Below are 17,473 nucleotides of genomic sequence, written 5' to 3'. Positions count from 1 at the left end.
ATTTAATAGTGAGAAAATTGTGAATTGTTGGTTAGAAATTCACGATTTTCTTCTTCAATCATTTGACGAGCAACAAATAAAATAAGTTGGCGCAACCAGCGATGAGCTGGATGATGATGTAATAACGGGCACCAAGCCATTTTAAGTTCAAATTCTGGAATATAAAAAGGAGGATCTTTTATAACCAGTTTTGGATTTTGAGTTTGTAGGCGTGCCATTCGAGTTGGAAGGGTGGCAATCAAGTCAACATTTTGAGCAAGTAATGCTGGCATTTGGTAGTGACGAGTAAATACAGAAATTTTACGACGTTGACCAATACGTTCTAATGCCTGATCGATCCAGCCTAAACCGCCTTGTTTGTCTGGATTTACACCAAAACCTACGCCCATACCCGTTTTAGAAACCCAGATATGTTGCGCATCTAGATAACTTTTGAGATTCAAATGGGTTACAGCAGGGTGTTTGTCATTAAGAATACAGCTGAAACTATCACGCCAAACTAACACTTGGTGGAAACTTTGCGGTATTTCATTAAATCTATTAATAGCAAGATCAACTTTACCTTGTTCCATGTCTCTATAAGACACATCACTTGGTGTAAGAAAGTCGAGTACAACATTTGGAGCTTCAGAGCGTAGAGCTTTGACAAGACGAGGGACTAAAGTTGCCTCGGCATAGTCAGATGTCATAATGCGGAAAACGCGATTACTTGTATAAGGGCGGAATTCGGTACGGGGTTCCAAAATCATGGAAAGATCAGAAAGGGCATCACGAATACGGGGTTGTAATTCAAGAGCACGTTCTGTCGGGGTCATCCCTTCGGAAGAACGGATAAGAAGCGGATCATTAAATAAATTACGTAAGCGACGTAAAATATTACTCATTGCAGGCTGAGTCACCCCAAGCTGTTCGGCTGCGCGCGTAACATTTTTTTCACGAAGAAGTACATCAAGATATATTAATAGATTAAGATCTACTCGCTCCAGATTCATAAAAAAAATACCGAAAATAAAACCCTGAAATTGTTTCAAATTATGCCATATTTAATAATCATTGTGTGAAAAAATGATGAGAAAAGCGACATTTTTTGTAGGAATTAAGTAGGGCGGAAAGGTGTTTCAAAGGCACGATTTTACTGTCTTTGCTCAGTTTTGAATGAAAGAAATCTAAATAGAATATATTTATGAATAACTTCTCAATTTCTAGCATATAAATTGACTTTTTGCATTGGCAAAAATAGCCTAATTTACAATTGACTTTTAGGTTTAAAAATGAGTGGAAAATCTCCAAAAATTGTATAAAAATAAGACTTAGTGAGTTTTTAGAATAAAACTCTATACTCCTTTAGGATAATTTTATTTTTATAAACAAAGTGTTAAAGTTTTTGGTTTTATCTATAATATCGATTTATTGGTATATTTTTTAAATAAATACTGAAGATTAACAAAGGATATTGGATTAATTGATTGGCTAAGTCTAAGCTGTGTTCATGAGGAAGCAGCTGGTGTCATAAGAAATTTAAGTAACGTGACTCTAGGCTTCAATCGATGAAATCCTAAAATGAATACAGGACAATATCATGACTACATATCAAACAGCGATTGATGCAGTACGTCAATTAAAAGCAAAATTCGGCAATACTTGGGCAGACATTAGCCCAGAAGATGCTGCTCGTATGCAACTTCAAAACCGTTTCAAAACTGGTTTAGATATTGCTAAGTATACAGCTGCGATTATGCGTCGTGATATGGCTGAATACGATGCTGACTCAAGCAAATACACTCAATCATTAGGTTGCTGGCATGGTTTCATCGCACAACAAAAAATGATTGCGAACAAAAAATATTTCGGTACTACAAGCAAACGTTATATCTACCTTTCTGGTTGGATGGTTGCTGCTCTTCGTTCTGAATTTGGTCCACTTCCTGACCAATCTATGCACGAAAAAACTTCTGTTCCTGCATTGATCGAAGAAATCTATACTTTCTTACGTCAAGCTGACGCAAAAGAATTAAACGATTTATTCCGTGCGCTTAAAAAAGCACAAGAAGCTGGTGATACTGCTAAAGCAGCTGAAATCACAGCTCAAATCGACAACTTTGAAACTCACGTTGTGCCAATTATTGCGGACATCGATGCTGGTTTCGGTAACGAAGAAGCAACTTACTTACTTGCTAAGAAAATGATCGAAGCTGGTGCTTGTGCGCTTCAAATCGAAAACCAAGTATCTGATGCTAAACAATGTGGTCACCAAGCTGGTAAAGTAACTGTTCCACACGAAGACTTCATCGCTAAGATCCATGCATTACGTTATGCATTCTTAGAAATGGGTCTTGAAGAAGGTATCATTGTTGCGCGTACTGATTCTGAAGGCGCTGACTTGACTCAAAAAATCCCAGTGGTTAAAGAGCCAGGTGACATCGCTTCTCAATACATCAGCTACTTAGATACTCAAGAAATTGATATTGCTGATGCTCAAGAAGATGAAATCTTAATCAAGCGTGATGGTAAATTACACCGTCCTAAGCGTTTACCTTCTGGCTTATATCAGTTCCGTGCTGACACTCAAATTGACCGTGTTGTACTTGACTGTGTGTCTAGCTTACAAAATGGTGCTGACCTTCTTTGGATCGAAACTGCGACTCCAAACGTAGAAGAAATCGCACACATGGTTAACCGTGTTAAAGAAGTTGTTCCAAATGCTAAGCTTGTTTATAACAACAGCCCATCATTCAACTGGACTTTAAACTTCCGTCAACAAGCTTACGACCGTTGGGTTGCTGAAGGTAAAGACGTTTCTGCATATGACCGCGCTAAATTAATGAGTGCTGAATATGACAACACTGAATTAGCTGCTGATGCTGATGACAAGATCCGTACTTTCCAAGCAGATGCTTCTCGTGAAGCGGGTGTGTTCCATCACTTGATCACACTTCCGACTTACCACACTGCTGCTCTTTCTACTCATGAGCTTGCACAAGGTTACTTCGGTTCTGAAGGTATGTTGGCTTATGTTGCTGGCGTACAACGTAAAGAAATCCGCGGTGGTATCGCTTGTGTTAAACACCAAGCAATGGCGGGTTCTGACATCGGTGATGATCACAAAGAAATCTTCTCTGGTGACAACGCTCTTAAAGCACATGACGATGCTAAAAACACAATGAACCAATTCGCAGCTCACTAAGAATTGATTCATAAAAAAACCCGCTCAAATGAGCGGGTTTTTTAATTATTAAAAATTATTTTTTCAAAACATAGTGTTCAGCTAAAGAGCCTTCAACTTTTTTACCTTCCATATCTAAAGCAGTTGCAGTGTTCTCACCAATAAAGAATTTACGGTTTTGGCCTTTATCATCTAACGTAATAACTGAAGTATTATCTTTGTCAAAAGTAAAGGTACCATGGGTTTCAAATGGGTTTGTATCACCTTTACCAAGATAAGTTTCAGTCAGCTCGTAGGTTTTATCATCTTTAAGTTCTAATTCGGTTTTAATACCTTCACAGTCTGCGCATGGGAGAGTGCCTTTATATGTGCCGTCCCAATCGAGTGAGTTTTCAGCTGTGTGTGCGGTATCTACAGCATTATTATTGGCTTCAATCGTTTGTGCTGGAGCAGATGCTTGAGTTGTCGTGTCGGCTTTATTTTCATTTTTGCTACAAGCGGCAAGAAGGATGCTTAAGAGTGCTACTGATAATAATGTTTTTTTCATGATGATCTAAACCTCGGAAAATAAATAAAAAACAAGTAAACAGGCTATGAAATATAAGAGCCTAATAAAAGTTTAAGTATGTAATTTAATTTTAACAAAAGGTAAAGTGAGTGAAATTTAATCAAAAAGAAAGATATAAAATTAAAAAAAGGTATCCACTAAAAAATTAAGTGAATACCTTTATATATTAAGGTTGCGAAGAAACCCCACCTAAAGAATCACAAGCTGATTTATAAAGTTGATATTGTTGCTTTAAAACTTCATCGAGCGGCATGTCAAATAACTCTTCACCATTTTTATAACTCTCTACATATGAAGTCGCCTTTTCTTTGCTTACCGCTAAAGACTGTTGGTAGTAAGAATTAATTGAGCTTGTTGCAATCTGACTTGTCTCAACATTTTTACATTCAAAATTATGGAGAATTTTCTCTGCACGTTTGACCTCACTAGATTGGCCAAAAATACACCCAGTTAAAAAGACAAGTGGCGTTAACACGAAAAAAAGTTTCATGGAGAGCAAGTATGGAAGCAACGGTGGGCGCTATTGTATAAATAATTCCATGAGTTACTGTGGTTTTATGTTAGACATTGATTGTTTTTTAACTCATTAAAATCAAAAAATTGTATCTAATTTTATCATTTTGCTTATTTTTATATTTGGTGCGTATTTTGCTTATAACTTTAAGCACTTATTTTGAACATATGAACCAGAATGAATCAGGTACAAACGTTTTCAAAAAACTCTTTAGCACCATTTTGGTATGCGCGATTAGAGCTTGGATTTTGTTTTGAAAATTCACGCACCATAATGAGTCATAGAAAACACCATGGCCCTGTAAGGGTGCAAAAAATGCTCTGGCCTGAAAAAACAGGTGTATGTCATGCGATTATTGTACATCCTCCAGCAGGAATTGCAGGAGGAGATCATCTTACTTTTCAAATTGAAACCAAAGATCAAGCTCATGCGGTTGTAACGACTCCTGGTGCTGGAAAGTGGTACAAAACTAATGAGAAACAGGCCTTTCAGCATATTCATCTTCATGTGCGAGATCGGTCTATTTTGGAGTGGGTTCCACAAGAAACGATGCTGTTTGATGGAGCTCTAGCACACTCAGAAACTCATATTCATCTTGATCTTGCTGCCAGTTTTATTGGCTGGGATATGTTGGTACTCGGGCGACAGGCACGTGCTGAACGTTTTGTGCAGGGAAGTTATCACAACCAGTTTAAGTTGTGGCGAGAACAAAAATTATTGGTTGCAGATACATTGTTTTTTGAAGGTGAAGATCGTTGGCTGAGTTCTTGTTTAGGTATGAATAATCAAGCCGTAATGGGAAATTTTTGGGCCGTAGCACCTGAGAAATATCGGTCTTCATTTTATTTAGAACAACAGCTCGAACTCATTCGCGAATTGATGATGCGTATGCAAGCACCTGTAACTTTAACATTATTAGATGATGTGGTTTGTGCGCGTTTCTTGGGAAATGATGTCCGACATTGTCATGATGCTTTTGCAGCCATAAGAGCAAGATTAAGACGTTATTGGTTTGATTTGGATGAAGAATTCCCAAGAATCTGGAGAACCTAAGTTACGTTAAATTGCGTATTTAAAAAACGATTAAAACAAGTATGCTGCTTTTGAGCACGTATTTTGCTTAAAGAAAGTTAGATGCTATTTAGGAAAGAGATATGGAACTCAATCCAACAGAAAAAGATAAATTACTTATTTTTACCGCAGGGCTAGTCGCTGAGCGCCGTAAATCTCGCGGCTTAAAGCTAAATTATCCAGAAGCTATCGCTTTTATTTCTGCTGCTTTGCTTGAAGGAGCACGGGATGGTATGACGGTGAGTGACTTGATGCATTACGGAACAACTTTATTAAAGCGCGAAGATGTGATGGATGGTGTGCCAGAAATGATTGCTGAGGTTCAGGTCGAAGCAACTTTTCCTGATGGCTCGAAATTAGTCACTGTTCATCAGCCAATCGTATAAAAGGAGCGTTTATGATCCCTGGTGAAATCATTACTCCAGATGCAGACATTGAGCTGAATGTTGGACGGCAAACTTTAAAGATTGTAGTTGCTAATATTGGCGATCGGCCTATTCAGGTGGGTTCTCATTTTCATTTTTATGAAGCAAACGATGCACTACAGTTTGACCGTGAAACAGCGAAAGGCTTTCGATTAAATATCGCGGCAGGCACGGCAATACGTTTTGAACCGGGACAAAGTCGAGAAGTAGAGCTTGTTGCTTTAGTGGGTAAGCGAGAAGTATATGGTTTTGCAGGCCGAGTCATGGGCAAGTTGGATTAAACATAACAACGATAATGAAAGAGATGAGTAATAAGTTATGAAAATGTCACGTCGTGCATATGCTGAAATGTTTGGTCCAACGGTTGGTGATCGTATTCGCTTGGCTGATACAGAGCTTTTTATTGAGGTTGAGCAAGATCTAACGACTTATGGTGAAGAAGTTAAGTTTGGCGGTGGTAAAGTCATTCGTGATGGAATGGGGCAATCTCAACTTTTAGCTGATGAAGTTGCCGACACTGTCATTACTAATGCCTTGATTGTGGATTGGTGGGGGATTGTAAAGGCTGATGTTGGCTTAAAAAATGGTCGAATCTGGAAAATAGGGAAAGCAGGAAATCCTGATATTCAACCTGACATTACCATTCCTTTAGGTGCTGCAACAGAAGTGATTGCGGGTGAAGGGCAAATTTTAACGGCAGGTGGTATTGATACTCACATTCACTGGATTTGCCCGCAGCAAGTTGAAACCGCGCTAATGTCGGGTACAACAACAATGGTGGGTGGTGGTACGGGACCTGCGGCTGGAACTTCAGCAACCACAGTGACTCCAGGTCCTTGGCATATTGCGACCATGTTGCAAGCCATTGATGATTTACCTATGAATATTGGCCTATTGGGCAAAGGTAATTTGAGTTTGCCAGACCCAATTCGTGAGCAAATTAAAGCTGGGGTAATCGGGTTAAAACTACATGAAGATTGGGGCTCCACACCGGCAGCCATTGATAACTGTTTGAGTGTGGCAGACGAGTTTGATGTACAGGTCGCTATTCATACAGATACCTTAAATGAAGGTGGGTTTTTAGAAGAAACTCTAGCAGCTTTTAAAGATCGTACGATTCATACGTACCATACCGAAGGTGCGGGTGGTGGGCATGCTCCCGACATTTTAAAGGCAATTGGACAAAGTAATGTCTTGCCGTCTTCAACTAATCCAACACGTCCTTATACCATCAATACTATTGATGAGCATTTAGATATGCTCATGGTTTGCCACCATTTAGACCCAGCAATTGCTGAAGATATTGCATTTGCAGAAAGTCGTATTCGCCGTGAAACTATTGCCGCTGAAGATATTTTGCAAGACTTAGGTGCAATTGCCATGATGTCCTCTGACTCTCAGGCGATGGGTCGTGTGGGTGAAGTAATTATACGTACTTGGCAAACTGCTCATAAAATGAAAATTCAACGTGGTCCTTTAGAGGGTGATAATGATTTTCATGATAACAATCGCGTTAAACGCTACATTGCCAAATATACAATTAACCCAGCCATTACCCATGGTTTAAGTCATGAAATCGGTTCGGTTGAAGTTGGAAAACTTGCTGATTTAGTGTTATGGAAGCCTGCGTTTTTTGGTGTGAAACCTTCCATGATTATTAAAGGTGGCATGATTGCAGCGGCACCGATGGGTGACATTAATGCTTCAATTCCGACACCTCAACCCGTGCATTATCGCCCAATGTTTGGGGCTTATCCGCGAGGGGTGCATAACACTTGTATTACCTTTTTATCTCAAGCAGCAATCGATGAAAAAGTTGCTGAGAAGTTAAATCTTAAAAAGTTAATTAGCCCATGTAAAAACACGCGTGCAATTACTAAAGCCGATATGAAGCACAACACATATTGTCCAGTTATGCATGTTCATCCTGAAACTTATGAGGTGCGGGCTGATGGTGAATTATTAACGTGTGAACCTGCTGACGTGTTACCAATGGCTCAGCGATATTTCTTATTTTGATGAATTTTATAGAGGTGATTTGCCTCATTACTCTAGATATGAAAGAAATAAATAAGGAGAGAAAAGCTAAATGAAAATCTATACCCAACGACTTGAAGATATTTCTCCTGATCAGGCATTTGAAACGGTTGAACTGACTTTTGATACCCGCCAAAAATCCCGCTTTCGAGCAGCTTTAGCGAGTGGCATCGATATTGGTGCTGATTTACCGCGTACTGGTATTTTGCGTAGTGGTTCATATATTGCAACGCAAGAGGGTGATGTATTACGTGTTGACGCGAAACCTGAGCGATTAATGCAAGTCACTGCTCAAACCGATTTTGATTTACTTAAAGCTGCCTATCACTTAGGTAATAGACATGTACCGTTAATGTTGACCCCTACAGCTTTGTATTTTGAGCCTGATCATGTGCTTGCAGAAATGGTAGAAGGTTTAGGACTTACAGTTTCAGAAACTGATCATCCGTTTGAACCTGAAAGTGGCGCTTATGCACAGCATAGTCATGATCATCGTTTAAGCCCAATCAAAGCTTTACATCATGTCCACTCATAGTGCCGCGCAATTACTGCAATTACTGACATTGTCTTCTACGGCATTGCCAGTTGGGGCGTATTGTTATTCGCAAGGTGTAGAAACGGCGATTGATATTGGCCTAATACATGACGAAACCTCGGCAATTGCTTACTTTGAAGAAGTGCTTGAGATGTTGTTGGTGAGGTTTGAGTTGCCCGTATTAAAGCGTCTCATGCAATATCATGATGACTCAGAACAGTTTCTGGTATGGGCAAATTTGTATAAGGCCAGCAGAGAAAGTAAAGAACTCTTGGCAGAATCTCAACAGCTGGCATTTTCTTTAAATGCGTGGATTAAAGATGTTTTAAAAAAAACAGTTGAGGTTAAAAAGCAGTTTGGTTTCGTACCAGTCTATGCACAGCTATGTGGTCGACTCGAACTCAACGACATGGATGTACTTACGGCTTACACCTTTACTGTTTTAGAAAATCAGGTTTTAGCCGCAGTAAAAACTGTTCCTTTAGGACAAATGGCTGGGCAAAGAATTTTATGGCACTTGCATGGTTTAGTACCACAAGCGGTAGAGAAAGCTTTGAAGCTTAGTGATGAGCAATTGAGCAGCGCTTTACCTCGTTATGCCATGCTAAGCATGAAACACGAAACACAATATTCACGGATATTCAGATCTTAAGTTTAGGAAAAAGGATAAAAATCATGACAGAACGTAGTCCATTACGAGTTGGAATTGGCGGACCAGTGGGTTCGGGTAAAACAGCACTTACACTTAATTTATGTTTAGCCTTGCGTAATAAATACAATATGGCTGTGGTGACAAATGATATTTACACCAAAGAAGATTCAAACTTTTTAACCCGTAATGAAGCGATGTCACCAGATCGTATTGTGGGTGTTGAAACAGGTGGTTGTCCGCATACGGCAATTCGTGAAGATGCTTCAATTAACTTGGCTGCAATTGATGATTTGTGTGAAAAATTCGAAGGCTTAGAACTCATTATTATCGAAAGTGGTGGTGATAATTTAGCTGCGACATTTAGCCCAGAGCTCTCTGATTTAACTTTGTATGTTATTGATGTCGCAGGTGGAGAAAAAATCCCTCGTAAAGGCGGGCCGGGTATAACCAAATCAGATTTACTCATTATTAATAAAACTGACCTTGCGCCAATGGTAGGTGCAAACCTTGATGTCATGGACCAAGATGCGAAACGTATGCGCGGTGAAAAGCCATTTTTATTTTCAAACATGAAAACACAAGATGGGCTTGAAGAAATTATCCAATTTATTGAGAAACAAGGGCTGTTTAAAGCTTAAGGAGAGATTATGGACTTCATAAAAAAATGGAGTGTAGCGCTCCTTTCATTATTGCCAGCACTTGCAATGGCTCATCCGGGACATGACCATGCACATTCTGGTTTTATGGCAGGTTTTATTCATCCGTTTACCGGTTTAGATCATTTAGTCATGGCTTTAGGTTTTGGTGTCTTGTTATGGTCAGCAGCTAAACAGTGGAAAATTGCTGGAGTCATTGCCTTAAGTACTACCTTAATTGTAGGCTTTTTAATAGGTGCTCAAGGTTTGGTACCAGTTAATATAGCTGAATACGGCATTGTTGCTTCTTTAGTTATTACAGCAATTGCTCTATGGACAAAATCAAATAAAGTTTTACCTATTGCCGCGGCATTACTTGCAAGCTTCCACGGTATTGCTCATGGGGTTGAGTTAGCACATGCTGGGCATATTGTTGCATTAGTAACTGGTATGGTTGCTGGTATGGTGCTCATCTATTTGGGTGGATTGGTGTTAGGTGCTGTGCTTACCCGATATGTGCCATATGGCAAAAAAATTGTTGGCGCCTGTGCAGCAGTTGTTGCAGTGATTGGCTTAAGCTAACTAAAACCTTGCAAAGCAAAAGGTAGCTTTAAGCTACCTTTTTTATTCGCCGACTTTTTGGTAGAGCCCAGCGTGGACTGTGCCAGCTTTAGTGGTTTTAACTTGTTGCCATGTTGCGGGAAGTTGAAGCTGAGATAAATCTCGGTCAGCTTCAACATAAATGTATCCATTTTTTTTAATATGAGGCTCGGCCAAGTTCGAGAGTTCATGCCATAAATCAAGACTATAAGGTGGATCTAAAAAAACCACATCGAACTGTTCTTTTAAGCGGGGTAGAGCTTGTTGAGCCGTTGCATTAATTAGATGACAGTTTTGGGCTTTTAATAGTTCAATATTATCTTTTAAAAATCGTGCCTGAGTTTTGTCAGGCTCAATCATATAAACAGATGCAGCACCACGTGACAGAGCCTCAAAACCTAATGCACCAGAGCCTGTACAGATGTCGAGAACTTGAGCATTTTGAATATCCCACATGAGCCAGTTAAATAGAGTTTCGCGTACTCTATCTGGGGTTGGGCGTAAGCCATCAATGCTAGCGAAAGGCAGTACTCGTCTTTTCCATTCGCCGCCAATTATACGTAATTGATTTTTCATTATTCATCGGCCTCATTGGTAGCAGGACGAGCAGGAGCAGCTTGCGGTGTTGATGCTGCTGGTTTGTTGGTGGTAGCTGTAGCCGATGCTGGACCAGAACTTTCACCGCCGCTTGGAAGTTCACCTGGTTTAATACCTGCTGTCATTAACCCGCCATTGACTTGGTGATTTGCTGGACGAATCGGGTTTTTCTTACGAGTTAATAGCCAGTAATCAAAGACAGGTCTTGCAAGTTGAGCAGCTGAACCACCATGACGACCATTTTCCCAAATGACTGCAATCGCAATTTCAGGTTTTTCAGCAGGGGCAAATCCAACGAATAAACCATGGTCAAGTTGACGTTCACTCAAGGCTGCTTCGTTATAGCGTTTACCCTGTGCAATACTCTTAACCTGTGCTGTACCTGTTTTCCCTGCAATTTGGTAGAGGGGAGTACGAATACCGCGGCCAGTACCTGATTGAATTACATCAATCATGGCATCACGCATTTGAATCCAGTCTTCATCAGTGCCGTTGAATTTGATTTTGCCATCAGGTGCATTACGTACTGTAAATGGTTTTGCACCATGCGTTGCGCGTAAAACATGAGGCGTTACATGAGAACCATGATTTGCCGTAATTGCAGTTGCCATCGCAAGCTGTAATGGAGTGGCTGTAAACGCGCCTTGACCAATACTGACAGAAATAGTTTCACCCTTCATCCATTTCGCTTTACGCGTACGCATTTTCCATTCAGGACTTGGATAAAGGCCTTCACTTTCACTTGGTAAATCGACACCTGTTTTTTGACCAAATCCAAATTGGCGCATCCATTGGTTCATTTGATCAATACCCATTTGATGGGCAAGAATATAAAAATAGGTATCACAGGATTGCACAATCGCTTTATGCATATTCACGATGCCATGACCAGATTTCTTCCAGTCACGGAACTTATGTGAATCACCAGGTAGATGGAAATAACCAGGATCAGAAATTGCTGTTGACCAGTCTACAATACTGTAGTGTAAACCACCCATTGCTTCCATTGGTTTAATGGTAGAACCAGGTGGATATACACCCTGCACAGCACGGTTGTAAAGAGGTTGGTCTAAATTATCGCGTAGTGAACTGTAGTCAGTATGACTAATTCCAGTCACAAACAAATTAGGGTTAAAACTTGGGCTAGACACTAAAGCTAGAATTTCACCTGTACGAGGATCAATAGCGACAATAGCTCCACGACGACCTGCGAGCTGCTGAGAAGCGACAACTTGTAAACCGTAATCTAAAGATAAATAGAGGTCATTACCGCGAGTAGGGTCTTTACGACCTAAATGACGCAATACATTACTATGTGCATCTGCTTCAACAGATTCGTAACCGGGTGTCCCATGTAGTAGGTCTTCATAGCTTTTCTCAACACCAATTTTTCCAATTAGGTTGGTCCCAGCATATAAGTCTTTATCAATACTTTTTAATTCTTTATCGTTGATACGCCCGACATAGCCAATCACATGAGCAAATAACTCACCGTGTGGATAATAGCGAGTCATTTGTGTCTCGATTCTTACACCTGGAAACTTATATTTGGCTTCACTAAATTTAGCAATATTAGCTTCAGTTAGATTAAGTTTAATCGCGACGCGTTCAGTTTTACGGGCAGTTTTTATACGGCTTTTAAAACGGTCAATATCTTCTTGTGTTAAATCTAAAATAGGTTGTAATTGCTCAATGACACTATCAACATCTTCTACATCTGTTTTACTTAAAGTTGCTGTAAAAACAGGATAGTTATCTGCTAGTAATACACCGTTTCGGTCATAGATATAACCACGAGCAGGCGGAAGTGGTTGTAAGCGAATTCGGTTTTTGTCAGATGCAGTCGAGAATTCGTCGTAGTGAAAAATTTGCAGGTAAGCGTATCGGCTAATTAAGACTAATAAGCAGATGGTCACGATCCCTACGGCAAAAAAGATACGACCTCGATAAATGCGCTTTTCTTGCTGGATATCTTTTAAAGGAAAGTGCTGTTTCATAAGGATCGACTTAATGACATAGGGTAGAAAAATAGCTGCTTATTCTAACGCAAGAGCGCTTAAAATATTGCACAATTTTCAAAGTTTCATTGCATTTTAATAAGATACTTTTTGACTTTGCAGACAACAAAATTGTAGATACTTGTATATAAGAAGCAAAATAATTCTGTTAAAGTCTCTCATTCAATAGAATAGGGTTGTTCTCACCATACGATTAGGGAAAATGGAGAAAATAATGAGAAAAATTTATCCCTTACTTGCAGTTTTGACAGTAAGTAGTTGGGCCCATGCTCAAGACTACTCGTTTCTTCCGGAAGCAAAATTAGCAGGACATAATGCATCTACCTGGAATGTGGGTGCAGGCGTTACTCAAAAATTATTACATCTTAACGGTGAGTGGGTAAATCCGTATGGTATTGCCTATGCCAAAGCCGGTGCATTTTTGAATGGTGACAAAACCGCTGGTGGTCAAGTTGGCTTCCGATACCCTTATTATCTTACTGGCACAGACAAAAATGGTTACTATATCGGTTTCTATGCTGGTCATCTTGATAGTAAAGAGGTCGATGGTGATTTTAAATCCCGTTTAGGTGCGGGTGTTGATTTAGCCTATGTGTGGTTAAATCCAGAAAGAATTAGCACTTTTAGTGTGGGTATCGGTGCGGCTGAAAAATTAACCGACCAGAACGGAAATGTTGCTGCAGATACGAAACCACAAATTCAATTTTCTTATTCTCTAAGTTTTGGTTTATAAAACAAAGCAGTTTATCGTTAACTCGCCATAAGCAGAGCACAAATAAATACGAGAGTCTTACATGTTAGAGTACGTCAGTGGATTGTGGCAGACCTTTTTACACAGACCTGATTTTTGGGCCGTTTTGAGTATTATTCCTGTAACGGCTTTTGTCACATGGGCACATGTGTGGATGGCTTTAAAAATGGTATTTTACCCAATTAAATTTTGGGGATTCCATTTAGGACCCTTGCCAGTAGGTTGGCAAGGTATTGTGCCACGTAAAGCAGGACGTATCTCTGGGATTATTACCGATAACACTTTATCTAAATTGGGTTCATTGCGTGAATTTTTAGAAGCAATGGATCCTGAAGATATGGCCCGTATTATTGGTGAACAAGTCGGTTTTGAACTTGAACATCTTATTGATGAAGTCATGATCGATCGTAATGCTGTGCTTTGGGAAAATCTACCTTATTCAATTAAACGCCGTATTTATGCTCAAGCACATAAGCAATTGCCGGGTGTGCTAAAAGAATTAGTGACTGAGCTGACCATGAATGTAGAGTCACTGGTTAACATGCGTGAAATGGTCGTGAGCCAGATGGAAGGTGATCGCCGTTTAATGGTACGTATGTTCTTAAAGGTGGGTCAAAAAGAAATTAACTTTATTTGGCATATTAGTGCACTGATTGGGATGTTCTTTGGTATTTTCCAAATGGTGGTTTGGTTTGTAGTACCATGGCACTGGACAGTACCATTTTGGGCTGCAATTTGGGGCTTTTTAACTAACTGGATCGCAATCTGGATGGTGTTTAACCCAATTGAGCCACATTATATTCGTTATCCACAGATTTTTAGATTAGCAAAAGATCGTAAGTTTCCATGGATTGTACCAGTTCTTCGAATTGGGACTTATAATGTCCAAGGCGCTTTTATGAAGCGTCAAGAGGAAGTCTCTGATGTGTTTTCGAGCGTAGTCACAGAAGATTTGATCACGTTAAAATCGATTATGACCGAAATGATGTACGGGCCGCGTAAAGATAAAACGCGCCGCATTGTTAAGCGTCATATTAACGAAATCATGGAAACCCCGTTAGTTCGCACCTCTTTACAGCTTTCTTTAGGGCCAAGAGAGTACGCAAGATTAAAGACGGACTTGATTGATCGTTCAATTGAAATTACGATGGGACCCGTATGTGACCCAGCACTGAACGCAAGCCGGGCACAGAAGATTTTTCAAATGTTTAAAGAGCGTATTCGTGAACTAACACCAAAAGAATTTCAGAATTTATTACGTCCTGCATTTCAGGAGGATGAGTGGATTCTTATTGTACTAGGTGGGGTAACCGGATTTATTGCTGGTACAATACATTTGTTTGTGGCTTTCTTATAATTCGATGTCAGGCAGGATCTATTGAAGATTAACGAGACTTTTTCTGCCGGACTTCATATTCATTGTTTTAAATGAGGATGTTTTTTATGCGCATTATTTTACTCGGACCACCTGGAGCAGGCAAAGGGACTCAGGCTCAGTTGATCTGTAAGCGCTACAATGTCCCACAAATTTCAACCGGTGATATGCTCCGTGCTGCGATTCGTGAAGGTACTGAATTAGGTCTAAAAGCTAAAAGTGTAATGGAATCTGGTGGTTTGGTTTCAGATGAACTTATTATCGGTTTAGTAAAAGAACGTATTGCTCAACCTGACTGTGCAAATGGCTGCATTTTCGATGGTTTCCCACGTACTATTCCACAAGCTGAAGCTCTGGAAAAAGAAGGGATTAGCATCGATCACGTAATTGAAATTGATGTTCCTGATGAAGAAATCGTAAAACGTCTTTCTGGTCGTCGTCAGCATCCAGCTTCTGGTCGTGTTTATCACACTGTATACAATCCACCTAAAGTGGAAGGTAAAGATGATGAAACTGGTGAAGATCTTGTTCAACGTCCAGATGACCAAGAAGAAACAATCCGTAAGCGTTTAGCGTCTTATCACACTGAAACAGAGCAACTGGTTGGTTTCTACCAAGGCCGTGCTGCTTCTGGTGAAAATGCTCCAACTTATGACAAGCTTGATGGCTTGCGTACAATTGAAGATGTACAAAAAGATTTGTTCAACATCTTAGACAAATAATTTAATATTGTTTGTAATAATGAGCCCTCTTTGTGAGGGCTCTTTTCTTTCATTAAGTGCAGGAGAACAATATGAAAATCATATTGATTTTGGTGGTATTGCTGAGTCTGGCACTAGTAATATTTTTGGCTTTTCAAAGCTACAAAATGCTAAGACAGGTTCAAAAACAAGCAAAAGAAGAGCGTAATGAAAAAAAGCGTCTAAAGTAAGTTTGATTGGGTATGATCCCTATACCCAACCATATTTTTAAGCTTCAATATTTTTAATGGCAATTTGCTTTTGTGCGCCAAATTCAAAGCGATCAGGCCAGTTACAGACATCTGCAACAACACATTCTGCACATTTCGGTTTACGGGCGATACAACAATAACGACCGTGTAATATGAGCCAGTGATGTGAATCTAAAATAAATTCTTTAGGAATGACCTTAATTAAGCGGTGCTCAACCTCAAGAACATTTTTACCTACTGCTAAACCAGTTCGATTTCCCACTCGGAAAATATGAGTATCGACAGCCATGGTGGGTTGTCCGAAAGCCGTATTTAAAACAACATTGGCTGTTTTACGCCCGACACCCGGTAAAGCTTCTAAATCTTTTCTGTTGCTTGGAACTTCGCCGTTAAATTGTTCCATTAAAATCTTACAGGTCTTAATGACATTTTCGGCTTTTGCGTTATAGAGACCAATTGTCTTGATATATTCCTTTAACCCATCTACACCTAAGTTATAGATTTTTTCAGCTGTATTCGCCACAGGGTAGAGTTTATCAGTTGCTTTATTAACACTTACGTCGGTCGCTTGAGCTGACAACATAACTGCAATAAGTAGCTCAAATGGAGATGAATATTTTAACTCGGTTTGAGGTGAAGGTCGTTGTTCGCGAAGGCGTTCAAAGAAAATTTGAATCTGCTTTTTCGTCATATTCTTGACGGCCATTCAGACCTCCTGTAATTGCATGAGTTGCTGTTGAAGTTCTTCAAGTTGAAGACGTTTTTTAGCATCTTCACGTACACTGAGTTGTTTTTCCAGTTTCTTAATTTGCGTACGAATTTTCGCTAACTCAATTGTAGTTTTTGCATCAGTTGACACAACTTCTTTGGGTTTCTCGATGAGCTCGATTGAAGGTACTTCATCAAGTACCTGAGAGAACTGGGCAAACAGTTGGGTATCAATTTCAGCGCGTACTACAGGCCCTTTACGGTAAGTACGACGCTTTTCTTCTCGCTGAATGTGAGCGTAATAACGTTGTCTTAAATCATTTTGTTCAGCGATACGCTGTTGCTCATTTGGTAATGCTTGCGTGTCTTCGACCAAATCAATGCAATCTACCGGACAAGGTGGAATACATAACTCACAACCTGTACATAAGTCAGTCAAGATGGTATGCATGAGCTTACCACTTCCAATAATAGCATCTACAGGGCAAGCACTAATACATTTGGTGCAACCAATACATTCATCTTCCCGAATAATCGCTTTCATTCGCTGGGGACGACCATCGGCCTGTACAGGCCATACGCTAGTTTCAGCGGTTAACACAGGACGATTTAATAGATTTGCGAGTGCATCGGCTACAGGCTGACCACCTGGAACGCATTTATTTGCTTCTTCACCTTCAGCAATCGACTTTGCGTAGGGTAGACATCCATCACGATGTCCACATAAACCACACTGAGTCTGTGGTAATAACGCATCAATCTCGCGTATGAGAGAAATAGATGAATTCATAGTGGGCAAATAGCTTGGTTAAAACGATGCGATAATGAAGAAAAACCTAAGTAAGGTCAATGGATTTTAACGAATTTATTGG

20 protein-coding genes are annotated in these 17,473 nt (G+C 39.9%); 13 read left to right on the top strand and 7 right to left on the bottom strand.

The genetic code is table 11. The annotated features are described in order from the left end of the window. Positions 1-2 precede the first annotated feature (2 nt). Positions 3-992: a LysR family transcriptional regulator gene (locus WBW42_RS07605; RefSeq protein ID WP_004703082.1), complete on the bottom strand. Its 990-nt coding sequence runs from the start codon at positions 990-992 to the stop codon at positions 3-5. 587 nt (positions 993-1,579) lie between these two features. On the opposite strand from WBW42_RS07605, the gene WBW42_RS07600 reads away from it, so the two are divergent. Then, on the top strand, positions 1,580-3,184 hold the full coding sequence (locus WBW42_RS07600) for an isocitrate lyase (protein ID WP_002117581.1): 1,605 nt from the start codon (positions 1,580-1,582) through the stop codon (positions 3,182-3,184). A gap of 55 nt (positions 3,185-3,239) precedes the next feature. Here WBW42_RS07600 and WBW42_RS07595 read toward each other — a convergent pair whose 3' ends face one another. After that, complete coding sequence (locus WBW42_RS07595; protein WP_032056835.1) at positions 3,240-3,710, bottom strand: copper resistance protein NlpE; 471 nt, start codon at positions 3,708-3,710, stop codon at positions 3,240-3,242. A gap of 187 nt (positions 3,711-3,897) precedes the next feature. Continuing rightward, the gene (locus WBW42_RS07590) at positions 3,898-4,221 is read right to left on the bottom strand and encodes a hypothetical protein (protein WP_005070594.1); all 324 of its coding nucleotides are present in this window, start codon (positions 4,219-4,221) and stop codon (positions 3,898-3,900) included. A 201-nt stretch (positions 4,222-4,422) separates the two neighbouring features. On the opposite strand from WBW42_RS07590, the gene WBW42_RS07585 reads away from it, so the two are divergent. From WBW42_RS07585 to WBW42_RS07550, 8 genes are all read left to right on the top strand, one after another. Beyond that, entirely contained in the window at positions 4,423-5,298 is an 876-nt protein-coding gene (locus WBW42_RS07585) for an urease accessory protein UreD (RefSeq protein WP_032056834.1), read from the top strand. Positions 5,299-5,399: 101 nt separating this feature from the next. Continuing rightward, entirely contained in the window at positions 5,400-5,702 is a 303-nt protein-coding gene (gene ureA, locus WBW42_RS07580) for an urease subunit gamma (protein ID WP_032056833.1), read from the top strand. Between the two features lie 11 nt (positions 5,703-5,713). Continuing rightward, on the top strand, positions 5,714-6,022 hold the full coding sequence (locus tag WBW42_RS07575) for an urease subunit beta (RefSeq protein WP_032056832.1): 309 nt from the start codon (positions 5,714-5,716) through the stop codon (positions 6,020-6,022). A gap of 37 nt (positions 6,023-6,059) precedes the next feature. Beyond that, a complete protein-coding gene (gene ureC / locus WBW42_RS07570; protein WP_032056831.1) occupies positions 6,060-7,760 on the top strand; it encodes an urease subunit alpha in 1,701 nt (566 codons plus the stop codon). Between the two features lie 70 nt (positions 7,761-7,830). Next, positions 7,831-8,313, top strand: coding sequence for an urease accessory protein UreE (ureE, locus tag WBW42_RS07565; RefSeq protein ID WP_002117757.1), 483 nt, complete (start codon positions 7,831-7,833; stop codon positions 8,311-8,313). Further along, positions 8,300-8,965, top strand: coding sequence for an urease accessory protein UreF (locus WBW42_RS07560; RefSeq protein ID WP_032056830.1), 666 nt, complete (start codon positions 8,300-8,302; stop codon positions 8,963-8,965). Before ureE ends, WBW42_RS07560 begins: the two co-directional genes overlap by 14 nt. Positions 8,966-8,988: 23 nt before the next feature. Continuing rightward, positions 8,989-9,603: an urease accessory protein UreG gene (gene ureG, locus WBW42_RS07555; protein ID WP_002117800.1), complete on the top strand. Its 615-nt coding sequence runs from the start codon at positions 8,989-8,991 to the stop codon at positions 9,601-9,603. 9 nt (positions 9,604-9,612) lie between these two features. After that, positions 9,613-10,182, top strand: a complete 570-nt coding sequence (locus tag WBW42_RS07550) for a HupE/UreJ family protein (RefSeq protein WP_032056829.1) — start codon at positions 9,613-9,615, stop codon at positions 10,180-10,182. A 42-nt stretch (positions 10,183-10,224) separates the two neighbouring features. On the opposite strand, the gene rsmD is transcribed toward WBW42_RS07550, so the two are convergent. Both rsmD and mrdA read right to left on the bottom strand, forming a co-directional pair. Further along, complete coding sequence (rsmD, locus tag WBW42_RS07545) at positions 10,225-10,776, bottom strand: 16S rRNA (guanine(966)-N(2))-methyltransferase RsmD (protein WP_032056828.1); 552 nt, start codon at positions 10,774-10,776, stop codon at positions 10,225-10,227. Next, on the bottom strand, positions 10,776-12,794 hold the full coding sequence (gene mrdA, locus WBW42_RS07540; protein WP_002117576.1) for a penicillin-binding protein 2: 2,019 nt from the start codon (positions 12,792-12,794) through the stop codon (positions 10,776-10,778). The genes rsmD and mrdA overlap by 1 nt, the downstream gene beginning before the upstream one ends. Positions 12,795-13,029: 235 nt before the next feature. Between mrdA and WBW42_RS07535 the strand changes: the two genes are divergently transcribed. The 4 genes from WBW42_RS07535 (at position 13,030) to WBW42_RS07520 (ending at position 15,872) form a co-directional block, all read left to right on the top strand. Beyond that, positions 13,030-13,548, top strand: coding sequence for a hypothetical protein (locus WBW42_RS07535; protein ID WP_032056827.1), 519 nt, complete (start codon positions 13,030-13,032; stop codon positions 13,546-13,548). A gap of 61 nt (positions 13,549-13,609) precedes the next feature. Next, positions 13,610-14,923, top strand: coding sequence for a DUF445 domain-containing protein (locus tag WBW42_RS07530; RefSeq protein WP_032056826.1), 1,314 nt, complete (start codon positions 13,610-13,612; stop codon positions 14,921-14,923). Positions 14,924-15,009: 86 nt separating this feature from the next. Further along, positions 15,010-15,663, top strand: coding sequence for an adenylate kinase (adk, locus tag WBW42_RS07525; RefSeq protein WP_002117671.1), 654 nt, complete (start codon positions 15,010-15,012; stop codon positions 15,661-15,663). 71 nt (positions 15,664-15,734) lie between these two features. Then, positions 15,735-15,872 carry a hypothetical protein gene (locus WBW42_RS07520; RefSeq protein ID WP_002117672.1) on the top strand — a complete coding sequence of 46 codons (138 nt, stop codon included), beginning with the start codon at positions 15,735-15,737 and terminating at the stop codon, positions 15,870-15,872. A gap of 37 nt (positions 15,873-15,909) precedes the next feature. Here WBW42_RS07520 and nth read toward each other — a convergent pair whose 3' ends face one another. Continuing rightward, positions 15,910-16,599: an endonuclease III gene (gene nth, locus WBW42_RS07515; RefSeq protein ID WP_002117539.1), complete on the bottom strand. Its 690-nt coding sequence runs from the start codon at positions 16,597-16,599 to the stop codon at positions 15,910-15,912. Next, a complete protein-coding gene (locus WBW42_RS07510) occupies positions 16,600-17,391 on the bottom strand; it encodes an RnfABCDGE type electron transport complex subunit B (protein WP_032004136.1) in 792 nt (263 codons plus the stop codon). Between the last annotated feature and the right edge of the window lie 82 nt (positions 17,392-17,473).

This window comes from Acinetobacter sp. LT1 (genome assembly GCF_059800965.1).
This window is presented reverse-complemented; position numbering and strand designations above follow the sequence as displayed.

Bases quoted from the DNA above. Each gene is read 5' to 3' on its own strand.
- ureA (WP_032056833.1), top strand. From the start codon at position 5,400: ATGGAACTCAATCCAACAGAAAAAGATAAATTACTTATTTTTACCGCA.
- WBW42_RS07575 (WP_032056832.1), top strand. From the start codon at position 5,714: ATGATCCCTGGTGAAATCATTACTCCAGATGCAGACATTGAGCTGAAT.
- rsmD (WP_032056828.1), bottom strand. From the start codon at position 10,776: ATGAAAAATCAATTACGTATAATTGGCGGCGAATGGAAAAGACGAGTA.
- WBW42_RS07595 (WP_032056835.1), bottom strand. From the start codon at position 3,710: ATGAAAAAAACATTATTATCAGTAGCACTCTTAAGCATCCTTCTTGCC.
- WBW42_RS07550 (WP_032056829.1), top strand. From the start codon at position 9,613: ATGGACTTCATAAAAAAATGGAGTGTAGCGCTCCTTTCATTATTGCCA.
- WBW42_RS07510 (WP_032004136.1), bottom strand. From the start codon at position 17,391: ATGAATTCATCTATTTCTCTCATACGCGAGATTGATGCGTTATTACCA.
- WBW42_RS07520 (WP_002117672.1), top strand. From the start codon at position 15,735: ATGAAAATCATATTGATTTTGGTGGTATTGCTGAGTCTGGCACTAGTA.
- WBW42_RS07560 (WP_032056830.1), top strand. From the start codon at position 8,300: ATGTCCACTCATAGTGCCGCGCAATTACTGCAATTACTGACATTGTCT.
- WBW42_RS07600 (WP_002117581.1), top strand. From the start codon at position 1,580: ATGACTACATATCAAACAGCGATTGATGCAGTACGTCAATTAAAAGCA.
- WBW42_RS07605 (WP_004703082.1), bottom strand. From the start codon at position 992: ATGAATCTGGAGCGAGTAGATCTTAATCTATTAATATATCTTGATGTA.
- WBW42_RS07530 (WP_032056826.1), top strand. From the start codon at position 13,610: ATGTTAGAGTACGTCAGTGGATTGTGGCAGACCTTTTTACACAGACCT.
- ureG (WP_002117800.1), top strand. From the start codon at position 8,989: ATGACAGAACGTAGTCCATTACGAGTTGGAATTGGCGGACCAGTGGGT.
- nth (WP_002117539.1), bottom strand. From the start codon at position 16,599: ATGGCCGTCAAGAATATGACGAAAAAGCAGATTCAAATTTTCTTTGAA.
- WBW42_RS07585 (WP_032056834.1), top strand. From the start codon at position 4,423: ATGAATCAGGTACAAACGTTTTCAAAAAACTCTTTAGCACCATTTTGG.
- adk (WP_002117671.1), top strand. From the start codon at position 15,010: ATGCGCATTATTTTACTCGGACCACCTGGAGCAGGCAAAGGGACTCAG.
- ureC (WP_032056831.1), top strand. From the start codon at position 6,060: ATGAAAATGTCACGTCGTGCATATGCTGAAATGTTTGGTCCAACGGTT.
- WBW42_RS07535 (WP_032056827.1), top strand. From the start codon at position 13,030: ATGAGAAAAATTTATCCCTTACTTGCAGTTTTGACAGTAAGTAGTTGG.
- WBW42_RS07590 (WP_005070594.1), bottom strand. From the start codon at position 4,221: ATGAAACTTTTTTTCGTGTTAACGCCACTTGTCTTTTTAACTGGGTGT.
- mrdA (WP_002117576.1), bottom strand. From the start codon at position 12,794: ATGAAACAGCACTTTCCTTTAAAAGATATCCAGCAAGAAAAGCGCATT.
- ureE (WP_002117757.1), top strand. From the start codon at position 7,831: ATGAAAATCTATACCCAACGACTTGAAGATATTTCTCCTGATCAGGCA.